The organism is Bosea vestrisii, from assembly GCF_030144325.1.
GTDB classification, from domain to species: domain Bacteria; phylum Pseudomonadota; class Alphaproteobacteria; order Rhizobiales; family Beijerinckiaceae; genus Allobosea; species Allobosea vestrisii_A.
In genome coordinates this window covers 5,807,366-5,818,205 of record NZ_CP126307.1, presented here as the reverse complement: position 1 = coordinate 5,818,205, position 10,840 = coordinate 5,807,366, and the positions used below count along the sequence as shown (strand labels likewise).

The 10,840-nt window shown below is 66.2% G+C and carries 11 protein-coding genes and 1 pseudogene; all 12 read right to left on the bottom strand.

Going from position 1 to position 10,840, the window contains the following annotated elements:
- Positions 1–32 precede the first annotated feature (32 nt).
- Positions 33–599, bottom strand: coding sequence for an invasion associated locus B family protein (locus tag QO058_RS28740; protein ID WP_284169655.1), 567 nt, complete (start codon positions 597–599; stop codon positions 33–35).
- 331 nt (positions 600–930) lie between these two features.
- Positions 931–2,277, bottom strand: a complete 1,347-nt coding sequence (locus QO058_RS28735) for an MFS transporter (protein ID WP_284169654.1) — start codon at positions 2,275–2,277, stop codon at positions 931–933.
- A complete protein-coding gene (locus QO058_RS28730) occupies positions 2,271–3,197 on the bottom strand; it encodes a hypothetical protein (protein ID WP_284169653.1) in 927 nt (308 codons plus the stop codon). The genes QO058_RS28735 and QO058_RS28730 overlap by 7 nt, the downstream gene beginning before the upstream one ends.
- 196 nt (positions 3,198–3,393) lie before the next feature.
- Positions 3,394–3,987 carry a TetR/AcrR family transcriptional regulator gene (locus tag QO058_RS28725; RefSeq protein ID WP_284169652.1) on the bottom strand — a complete coding sequence of 198 codons (594 nt, stop codon included), beginning with the start codon at positions 3,985–3,987 and terminating at the stop codon, positions 3,394–3,396.
- 247 nt (positions 3,988–4,234) lie between these two features.
- Positions 4,235–4,609, bottom strand: a complete 375-nt coding sequence (locus tag QO058_RS31560) for an ABC transporter ATP-binding protein (protein WP_432211996.1) — start codon at positions 4,607–4,609, stop codon at positions 4,235–4,237.
- A gap of 115 nt (positions 4,610–4,724) precedes the next feature.
- Positions 4,725–4,976: pseudogene (locus tag QO058_RS31555) on the bottom strand (MmgE/PrpD family protein); the annotation flags it as partial.
- 3 nt (positions 4,977–4,979) lie between these two features.
- On the bottom strand, positions 4,980–5,828 hold the full coding sequence (locus QO058_RS28715; protein WP_284169650.1) for a nitrilase-related carbon-nitrogen hydrolase: 849 nt from the start codon (positions 5,826–5,828) through the stop codon (positions 4,980–4,982).
- Between the two features lie 49 nt (positions 5,829–5,877).
- Positions 5,878–6,768 (bottom strand): glycine betaine ABC transporter substrate-binding protein, encoded by an 891-nt coding sequence (locus QO058_RS28710; RefSeq protein ID WP_284169649.1) that lies wholly within the window; start codon positions 6,766–6,768, stop codon positions 5,878–5,880.
- A gap of 38 nt (positions 6,769–6,806) precedes the next feature.
- Positions 6,807–7,535 carry an ABC transporter permease gene (locus tag QO058_RS28705; protein ID WP_284169648.1) on the bottom strand — a complete coding sequence of 243 codons (729 nt, stop codon included), beginning with the start codon at positions 7,533–7,535 and terminating at the stop codon, positions 6,807–6,809.
- Between the two features lies 1 nt (position 7,536).
- On the bottom strand, positions 7,537–8,643 hold the full coding sequence (locus QO058_RS28700) for an ABC transporter ATP-binding protein (RefSeq protein WP_284169647.1): 1,107 nt from the start codon (positions 8,641–8,643) through the stop codon (positions 7,537–7,539).
- Complete coding sequence (locus QO058_RS28695) at positions 8,640–9,272, bottom strand: ABC transporter permease (RefSeq protein ID WP_284169646.1); 633 nt, start codon at positions 9,270–9,272, stop codon at positions 8,640–8,642. Before QO058_RS28695 ends, QO058_RS28700 begins: the two co-directional genes overlap by 4 nt.
- 236 nt (positions 9,273–9,508) lie before the next feature.
- Positions 9,509–10,561, bottom strand: coding sequence for a GlxA family transcriptional regulator (locus tag QO058_RS28690; RefSeq protein WP_284169645.1), 1,053 nt, complete (start codon positions 10,559–10,561; stop codon positions 9,509–9,511).
- Positions 10,562–10,840: the final 279 nt, after the last annotated feature.

Here is a 10,840-nt window from a genome sequence, read left to right as displayed (position 1 = left end):
TTGTGAACGAGCGTCGCTGCGCCGGGCCATGGTCAGAGCCGTTCCTTGGCGAGAGCTTCGACAGCCTGGTCGAGACCGCGGGTCGACAATGGCAGAGCCATGTCGCGTCCTGCGGCATCCTTGAAGACGATCCGGCCCGGCTCGCTCGCCTTGCGCCACTGCTTGATCGTCTCATCGCCAAGCCCCGCATCGGCGAAGCATCCGCTCGGAATGCAGCGCCGCCAGCCGAGCTCGAGCGGCTTTGCGTCCTTCTCGCCGATGGCGATCTGCACGACGCTGGGGAAGGAGATGCTGATCGGCATCACGGCCGTAACCCGGAGCGGCTCCCCGGCGGCTGCCCGGCCAACGGCGACCTGCGCGATTGGGGCCTGCTGCCCCTGGCTCTGCAGGACTTGCGCGACTTCGCAGATGCGGGCCGACTTGGGATTGTCCGAGACGCGCTGGCAGCGCAGCGTCCAGTCACCAAAGCTCGCCGTGGTGCTGCTGGGCTCCGTCGACACCGGCTGAACGGTGGGCGCGGACGATGGCGCGGGCTGGCTGCCGGATTTCGGGGCCGTCGACTGCGCGACGGCGAAACCCGCGCCCACGGCGAGAGCCACGCCCAGCACCGCTGGACCAAACAATATGTGCACTGCTGTCACGCCCCACCCCAATCATGCCGCCAGCGCCTCGCCCCCGCGATAGCTCCTCTCACCGACAGGTCGTCCGACCAGTTCATCCGCAATGTCCTGTCGGCCGTGCCATGTCGCTCAACGAGAGGATCGCTGTGCTCGGAACGCCGCAGATTTCTCAAATTGCTCGAAACTGCGCAATACGAGTTTCAAAAATGGTCATATCCGATATTGCCCGATCGGCCCTTTTGATCAATGCGCAGCGGGCCGGATGCGAACAGCCGTTCACCTTGGCTTCGGATCGGCCTGCCGATCGGCCTCAGGCGACCGCCTGCTGCGATCGGCCTCGTGGTCCGGCGACCGCAACCAGCACCGCGCTCAGACCCAGGGCTGCCGCAATCAGCACGAACATGCTCCAGGCTCCGACCTGGTGGATCAGCGCGAAGCAGAGCAACGGCACGAAGATGGAGATGAAGCGGCCTACTCCCCACGCCATGGATGTCCGCGAGGCCCGCAGCTCGGTTGGAATGATCTCGGCGGCGTAGACGGCAAGGACGCTGGCGTAGATGGCGCTGGCCAGCGCGAAGGCGATGCCGAGGGCGACAAGTGGCAGGAAGGTGGTTGCGGCTGCAAAGGCCAGGCCCAGCGCGGCCATCGCACTCGCGGCGCCGATCAGGCTGGCCTTGCGGCCGATCCGGTCGATCACCGGAGCGACGAGCAGGTTGCCGAGCGCCGGTCCGAACATGATCAGGCCGGCTGCTATGACGGAATCGCCGATGCTGAACTGCTTGGCCACCATCACGGCCCCGCTCATCAGCGGAAAGCCGATCGTCGCCCAGGGGGCAAGCGCATAGAGGGCGCATAGCAGCAGCAACCTGCGCCCCAGATCGATCTGCGGGCGATCGAGCGCCGTTTGGAATACCTCGCCAGCCCCTTCCGGAATGGCCAACGGCACTTTGCTTCGCGCACCGAAGCGCCGCAGCGCAGCGTCGGCCTCGGCGAAGCGGCCGGCGGCGGCAAGCCAGCGCGGCGATTCCGGCAATAGCGCGAGCAGGCCCGCGGCGACGATGGCGACGAACGCACCCGAGCCGAGAGCCCAGCGCCAGCCCTCGATCGTCAATAGCGTCGGCGACGCCGCGCGCATCAGGAAGATGATGGCTGGTGCGCCGAGAAAGGCGAGGCCGGCACACAGGCATGACAACGTCCCGCGCCAGCGCGGCGGCATGACATCGGCCATATAGGCGGCGATCAGCGGCGGGCAGGCCCCGATGCCGAGGCCCGACAGGAAGCGGAAGCTGATCAGAATCGTGGGATGATGGCTCGCCGCGGCGCCAAATGAGCCGACTGCGATCACGACCAGCGCCACCTGCAATGTGAGCCGGCGGCCGAAGCGGTCACCGAGCATGCCGAAGACGGGGGCTCCGACAGCGCCACCGGCGAAGATCGCCGCGAGGAATAGCGACAGCTCGGCCTGCGTCATCGTGCGGGGCGCCGCCTGGAACACCGCTCCCAGGGCATTGCCGAGCGCGACTTCGGCGATGTCGGCGAAGAGAGCGAGGGTCAGAACGCCGAAGAGCGCAAACCGCAGACGGCAGAACGGCAAGGCGTCGAGGCGCTCGCCGATCGCCCGCGCCGGCGCGTTTGCGTCCTCAGCCCTGGTCAGCATGCCGGGCTATCCGAGATTTCGCGAACAGCTCCCATTGCGGTGCTCTCGTCCGGAAATTCTGGCGGCGAGATCGCTACGGCTTGCGCGAAGGCTGCGCCGATGATGGCGAGTTTCGCCGCCTGAAACCGTGCGTACTCATCGCGGAAGCCTCGCGACAGCCAGATCGGAGAGCGCCCGCTCACGCCGCTCCAGCCGAGACTGCCCGTTGCCGCCGCTGCGGCAAGCGTGCGGCCGGCATGTGTCCGGGAGAGATTGAACGGACGGGCGAGCGCCGAGATGGAGCTTACGTCAGTCAGCGCCCTCTCCTCGCCGCGTGCCGCGGCGATGTCGACCCCCACCATGAGCCGATCCATCAGGCTACCACCCTCGTCGACCGAGGCGAACACCGCATAGCCTGGCGGCGGCACGCGGATCATCGTGGACGACAGCAGAGCATCAGCGGTGGCAGGCTCGATCCCCTTCAGGAGAGCACCGTCCGCGGCCTGCAACCGCGAGGTCCTGGCGCCATCATCGAGTGAATCGAGCGCGGTCAGATGAATGGCGTACCATTGCGTCAGCGCCCACAGGGTCGCAGGCGCAGGCTCCGCCAAACCGGCATGCACCCTGGTCGGCTGGACGAGCCCATATTGCAGCGCCTCGGTGAAGAAGGAGGCAGCGGTGTTTCGGCTCGCCAGGCCATGAGCGAGAACCTCCTCGACGAACTCACGCTGCGACAATCCCGGCCGGCCGAGGTCGAGCCCACGAAAATAGCGGGACAGTGCTGCATGCGACATCAGCCAGCGCTGCTGGGTCGAGAACTGCGAGGCCAGCCGGGGCGCCGCAGTCTGCACTGCCAAGAACCCCTGGGCCAGGCGATGCGCGGCGCGATCGAACAGCGGCTGGGCAAGCAGCCGCTCGATCTCCGCTTCCAGCGTCTGCATCCGATCCCCCGCCCGCCGCGCTCGCACGCCGGGCCATTATTGTTCGCTCGGCAAGGCGCAGTACAGCCGTGCAGCCGGCGCCGGAGGCCTCGGTGCCGGCCCTTTTGAACCGCTGTTCACAACAGGGCGAAGCGAGACGCGTTTCGCGCCGCGGCCATGTCTTCGTCGCAACGTCCCGGCCAATCGGCCCGCCACGTCAGCTCGCGGGCCGCGTTGCTCCGTGAAGCAGCGCCCGGACCATGCCGTGATAGCGCTGGTGAAGCTTGGCCGGATCGATCGGAGGCAGGCTCTGATTGGTGCCGCGCGCACCATCGGCAAGCAATTGCGCCAGGGCCTCGGGGCCGACATCGGGCTTGACGCGCAAGAGACTTCTCCCCTCCAGCTCGTCGATAAAGCGCGCGAGCTCCGACTGAAACCCGACCGCCGACGCGATCATGATGTCGCGGCAGCGCCGGAAAGCCTGATCGTTGATCTCGATTGCGTGGGGCGATGTCGCCAGGCGCCGGCGTGTATTGCCGTATCGCGTGTCGAGAATGGTCGCCAGAATCGCCGCGGCGTCTTGCCCGTCTGCTAGAGCTTCTCGCCCGGCCGCCATCCCGATCTCGACCGCTTGCGCGTTGACGTTCTCGATCAGGAAGCGAAAGGCTTGTTCCTTGCTGCTGAAGTAATTGTAGAGCGTCCGCCGCGTGACATCGACGGCCTTGGCGAGGCCGGTCATGGTCAGGTGCTCGTAGCCATGGTCGAGGAACGCCCGCTCCAGCCGTGACACGAGCTCTACGCGTGTAACCATCAGAACATCCAGTTGCCCGCGAGACCGCCAGCTCGGCAATCTGACAAGCTCGAACGATTCAGTACGCTCCTTCTTGCCTCGATTTTCCCGGCGGCTGCAATCCGTCGCTCGCCGGCCTCCCGTTACAGAGCAGGCTACAATCCAGCTGACATTACGCTAGCCCGATGCCAGGATCAGGTGCGGTGTGAGCCTTCCGGAGTGTTCCTCCGCCTTTCCGGAATGTCCCGATCCCGATGCCCTGCATCGATTAGACATGGTGGCGAGCTCGGGTCATTGGCTTCATCGAAACGCAGACGGCCATGAAGCGGTACGCTACTAGCGTCAGAAACGGGCCAGAAACAGCCCGACCTATGCGTGCGCTATTCTGTGCTACAGCCCTCTCACTCCCTGAAGCTGCTTTACATCGTCTGGGGATCAGCCTCAGACCGCATTGGTCGCTTGGTGTAGGCCGCCGCGGCAGCGTCGGGTTGCAGCGCGATGCTGGCTCTTTCGCGACCGCCTCCTCGAGCCAGCCGGTCCTGAGCTGCGGCACCGAGCCGATCAGGAGCCTGGAATAGGCGTGCTGTGGGCGGTTCAGGATCTCGATGGTCAGGCCGGCTTCGACGACCGCGCCGCGTAGCATCACGATCGTATCCTCGGCCGATGCGGCGATCGTCGAGATGTCGTGGCTGATCAGAATGACGGAGAGGCCAAGCCACTCCTTCAGGTCCTGCAGCAAGGCGATGGGCGTCGAAGGAATCGATCGTCGAGGCGCCGGCGAAGGCAGCGCCTGCCGCGCTGGCGCGCCGGCCATCGAAAATCAGCCGCGAGCCGCCCTCGCTTGCGCCCATCTGGCGCACCGCGAAATCATGGACGATGCGCGACAACTCCGTCTCCCGCCCTGCCGCCGCGACGCCGACGAGGTCGAGCAAACAGCGCTGAGCCTGACAGGCGACGTCCGCCGGCAGATCGGCAACCCGCAGATCGTGGATGAAGCCGAGCGACGACATGATTCAGGACTCCGGCGGAGCGTCGAGATGAGCGCCGAGGAGGCGGCGGACGAGATCGGGATCGCTGTCGCGGCTCGTCGGCAGGCGCGCGCGCGCCGCCAGCCCATCGGCGGGGTCGAGCGTGGCGACGATCAGCTCAGGCTCGTCGCCGGCGCGGGCGACTTCCAGCCCGGTCGCATCGAGAATGCGCGAGCCGCCCCAGAAGTCGAAGCCGCCGCGCCTGCCGCAATGATTGGCGAAGATCGTCGGCAGGCCATAGGTCATAGCGGTGTGGGCGAGATTGATCTCCCAGCCGCGGGCGTTATCGAAGCTCCCGCCAACCGCGTCTTTCGACGAGGCGACGGGCAGGATCAGCAGATTCGCGCCGGACAGCGCCGCGAGCCAAGGCAGCGCCGGGTTCCAGCTGTCAGCGCAGATCAGCGTCGCGGCAGCCCAGCGGTTGGCCAGCTGGGCGAGTGCCAGCGCCTCGCCCCTGGCATAGACCGCGTCCTCGCGCAGGCGGCCATAGCCCGGCAGGTTGAGCTTGCGATGTATCTTGATCGCGCCGTTCGCGAGCAGGGCCTGCGCGTTGAAATGACGGCCATCGGCAGCGCGCTCGATGAAGCCTACCGAGACCGTCATCGGTCCGGCCATCGCGGCCAGCTGCGCCAGTTCCGGCGCATCTGCGCTCATGCCCAGCGTGACGAGGTCGGGGCGCGACAGGTAATCCGTCAGCGAGAGTTCGGGGAAGACGAGCAGGTCCACGCCGGCGACGCGCGCCCGCTCGATCATGGCGCGATGGATCGCGAGGTTGGCGCTTATATCGCCGGGGCGGCAGGCGATCTGCGCCGCGGCGACCTTGAGGCTGGACATCGGCACTCCAGATCGGGCGGCGGAAGCGCGAGGCTTCCGCTGCCATGCCTCAGATCAGCGCCTGCGCCTTGAGGAAGCTGGTCGCGACCTCCTCGACGGTCTTCTTGTCGACATCGACCGTGGCGTTGAGCTTGGCCATGGTGGCGTCGTCGAGCTTGGCCGAGAGCGCGTTCAGCGCCTCGCCGAGCTTGGGGTTCTTGTCGAGCACTTCCTTGCGGATGACCGGCGTCATCGCATAGGTCGGGAAATAGCCCTTGTCGTCGGTCAGGATGACGAAGTTGAAGGCAGGCACGCGCCCGTCGGTGGCGAAGACGAGCCCGACATCGACTTGGGCATCGCGCAGCGCCTGATAGACCAGGCCGGTGTCCATGCGCACGGTGCTTTCGCGACCGAACTCGAAATCATAGGTCTTCTGCAGCGGCGCGAGCCCGTCCGGACGCGCATAGAACTCGGCGTTGCAGCCGAATTTCAGGGCCTGGCCGCCCTTGACCTTGCCGGCGAGATCGGAGAGCGACTTGATGCCCTTGGCGTCGGCGTCGGCCTTGCGCATCGCCAGAGCATAGGTGTTGTTGGCCTTGGACGGGTTGAGCCAGACCAGCCCCTTGGCGGCATCGAGTTCCTTGACCTTGGCATAGGTCGCGGCGGAATCGAGCTTGTCGCTGACCTTGTTGAAGGTGATCAGCGAGGTGCCGGTGTATTCCCAATAGACGTCGACCTGGCCGGCCTCCTGCGCCTGGCGCAAAGGCGCGGTGCCGAGACCGGCGCGCTTGTCGACGGTGAAGCCCTTGGCCTTGAGCAGCTGGGTCGTCATCTCGGCCATGATCTGCTGCTCGGTGAAGTTCTTGCCGCCGACCACGACGTTCTGGGCCTGGGCCGCAAGCGGCGCGGCCGAGAGAGCCAGAGCGGCGCCGGCGAGAGCGAGAAAGGTGCGTTTCAGCATGGTTGTTCCCCTTGTTGCTGAGTTGAGAGTCCCGCCGCTCACCGCAGCGGGTTGACGCCTTTCGGGACCAGCCAGAACTGGATCTGGCCGATCAGGAAATCGACGAGCACGGCGAGCAGCGCGGTCGGGATCGCGCCCGCCAGCAGCATGCTCGGCTCCATCAGGTCGATGCCGGTGAAGATGAGTTCGCCGAGGCCGCCGCCGCCGATCAGGAAGGCGAGCGGCACGGTGCCGATATTGATCGCCAGCGCGGTGCGGACGCCGGCGAGGATGACGAAGACGGCGTTGGGCAGTTCGACCCGGAACAGGATCTGGTGCGGCGTCATGCCCATGCCGCGGGCCACCTCGATCAGCGGCTGCGGCACCGAGCGCAGGCCGGCGATGGTGTTGAGCACGATCGGCAGCAGCGTCAGCACGAAGAGCGCGAAGATCACCGGCGGCGCGCCGATGCCCAGCACAGACATCGAGATCGCCAGCAGCGCCAGTGTCGGGATCGTGGTGCCGAGATTGACGACCTGGGTCACCGCATCGGCGAACATCTCGAAGCGCGGCCGGGTCAGCACGATGCCGAGCGGAATTCCGACCACGATCGCGATCGCACCCGACATCGCCGCCAACGCCAGATGCTGGCGGATCAGATAGAGCACGTCGCCGCGATGCTGGAGGATCGCCGGCAGCAGGCCGGTGGACTGCAGATAGGCCCCGAACGCGAAGACGCCTGCGATCAACAGCAGGCGAAACGCGCTCTGGAGGCCCGTCACCGCCATGTCAGCGGTCCCTGTAGGTGGCGCCGAGCACCTGGGTGATGCTCTTCTGGGTGATGTAGCCCTTGTAGAAGCCGTCATCGTCGACGCAGGCAAGCCAGGTCACACCATGGGTGAACATCTGCGAGACCGCAGAGCGCAGATCGTCCTTGATGTTGACGATGCCGGGCAAGGGCTCCTGATGCTCGCCAACCGGGCCCTTCAGATCGCGCGCCACCTCGATCCGGATGACGCCGCGCGCCCGGCCGCGCGGGCCGACCATGACGATCGAGCAATGGCCGTGCTCGTCCATCAGCTTCGCCGCGGTATCGAGCGTGTCCTCGGCGCGCACCCGCGGCGGGTCGCTCATCATCGCATCCGTGACCTTGATCAGGCGCAGCCGCTTCAGCGTCCGGTCCGAGCCGACGAACTCCGAGACGAAGGCGTCGATCGGATGGGCCAGGATGTTGTCCGGCGTGTCGTACTGGATCAGCTTGCCGTCACGGAAGATCGCGATGCGCGTGGCCATCTTGACCGCCTCGTCAATGTCGTGGCTGACGAAGACGATGGTCTTCTTGAGCTCCGCCTGGAGCTTCATGAACTCGTCCTGGATGACCTCGCGGTTGATCGGGTCGATCGCGCCGAAGGGCTCGTCCATCAGCAGCACCGGCGGGTCGGCCGCGAGCGCGCGCACCACGCCGACGCGCTGCTGCTGGCCGCCGGAGAGCTCTTTGGGATAGCGCTTGAGGAAGACCGACGGGTCGAGGTTGACCATGTCGAGCAGTTCGGCCGCCCGCTTGCGCGATTTGGTCGCCGGCCAGCCGAGCAGGTCCGGCACCACGCAGATATTGTCCTCGACCGTCATGTTCGGGAACAGGCCGATCTGCTGGATGACATAGCCGATCGAGCGGCGCAGCGTGACTTCGTCGACCGCGGTGGTGTCCTTGCCATCGACGAAGATTTTGCCCGAGGTCAGCGGGATCAGCCGGTTGATCATCTTCATCGTTGTGGTCTTGCCGCAGCCCGAGGGGCCGAGCAGGACGCAGACGGCGCCTTCCGGCACCTCCATGTCGACGCGATCGACCGCGACCATGGCGCCGAAATGTTTTGAGACCTGATCGAGACGGATCATCTGAGCCTCAATCCCGGGGACGTCATCAGACGTTGCGCCGCCAGCAGCGTGTAGTCGGCGATGATCGCGAGCAGGCTGACGGAGAGCGCCCCGGTCAGCAGCTGGCGAATGTCGGTCTGCGAGATGCCGCGCGAGATGAAGGTGCCGAGCCCGCCGGCACCGATGTAGGTGGCGATCGCGCCGATCGCGATGTTGAGCACGACGGCGCTGCGGACGCCGTTGATGATCACCGGCAAGGCGAGCGGCAGTTCGACCCGTCGAAGGCGCTCCAGCGTCGTCATGCCCATGCCGCGCGCCGCCTCGCGCAGCGCCGGATCGACATTCATGATCGCAGTGTAGGTGTTCCGGATGATCGGCAGTTGCGCGTAGAGGATCAGCGCGATCACGGCCGGGAGGTAGCCGATGCCCTGGCCGATCAGCGACAGGATCGGGATCAGGATGCCAAACAGCGCGATCGAGGGGATGGTGATGATCACCGAGGCGACATAGAGCACGCGGTCGGCGGCGACGCGGCTCTGGGTGATCATGATGCCGATCGGCACGCCGGTCAGGATCGCGACGCCGACCGAGACGCCGACGAGGGAGACGTGCTCGAGCATGCGCTGCCCGATCACCGGAAGATTCGCCATGATGAAGGCGAGCGTCTCCACTGTGTCCCCTTTCGACGGTTATCCGTCTTGTCTGGGCTCAAGTGTCGATCAGAACGGTTCCAGCCTTGGGCCGGGGAACCGACATGGAATGTCGCGGATGCGACGCGACATCCAGTCCGTTCGATCAGCCTCGGCGCTCGTCAAATCACCGCGCCGTCATCCCGGACAAGCTACCCAGCAGTGCAAAGCCGGAATCCATCGTAAGGCGCTGCGGGCTATGAAGGATCGCGGGTCTGCGCTTCGCCTGCCCGGGATGACGGCGAGGGTGCGGGCGGCCCAAGGCTCGAAGACGCCTCCCCCTCCCCCAGTACCCTCCCCCTCAGCTGGCTCGGCCGCGCCCCGTGCAGCCGCTTGAACCAGTGCGAGAAGTGCGAAGTCGAGGTGAAGCCGGTGGCAACCGCGACCTCGAGGATCGGCCGGTCGGAATAAAGTAGCAATTCGCGGGCTCGGTCGATGCGCAGGCTGAGATAGTAGCGCGCCGGGCTGACCTCGAAATGGCGCAGGAACAGGCGCTCTATCTGGCGCGCGCTCATCTGGATGCTCTCGGCGATCTGGGCGATCGAGATGGTATCCTCGGTGTGGCGCTGCATCAGCCGGATCGCGGCGCGCACCGGCGGCGGCAGATTGGCGAGCCGCTCCAGTCGGCCGCCGCTCTGGTTGTCACGCTCGTCGCGGATGCGGTCATGGTGGAACTGGTTGGCGACGCGGCGGGCGAAGTCGGCGCCATGCCGCTCGACGATCAGATGCAGCATCAGATCCATCGCCGCGGTGCCGCCCGAGCAAGTCAGCCGGTCGCGGTCGATCTCGTAGATCTTGTCGGTGCAGACAAGCTCGGGAAACTCCTCCTGGAAGGCCGGGCGGTTCTCCCAGTGAATGGTGCAGCGATAGCCGTCGAGCAGGCCGGCGCGGGCCAGCAACCAGGTGCCGGTCGAGAGCGAGCCGACCGCGACGCCGGCGCGCGCAGCCTTGCGCAGAATGGCGAGATAGCGCCGCTCGTCCAGCGACTGGATGCGCAGGCCGCCGCAGACGAAAAGGTAGTCCGAGCCGCCGAGCGCGCTTTCGGCCGTCTCGGTCGGCAGTGGAATGCCGTTCGAGGCCGCGATCACGCCGCCGTCGAGGCTGGCGAGCCGCCAGCGCCAGGCCTCGCGGTCGAGCAACCGGTTTAGCGAGCGCAGCGGCTCGATCGCCGAGGCGAGGCTCATCATCGAGAGCCCATCGACCAGCAGGAAGGTGACGATGCGGGTGCCGGCGGGTTGGTCTCTGGCCATTCTGCTCTCTCGTGTCGATGCGACCGTGTGAACAGCCCCAGCGTCATTCCGGGCTTGAGCCGGGCCTCATCGGAGGGCGCTGCGCTCTACGATGGCTCCCGGATTGGCTTTTCTGCGTCCGGGATGATGCGCGGGGGCTGGAACAACATCGTCGCAGACGCCGGTACAGAAGATCGGATTTCCGACATTCCTGCAATGAAAACGACGATCCCTGTCGCAAAGCTTGCCCGCAAGGTCGCAAATTTTCGGCCATCAGGGGTCGATCCGGCCGATGATCGC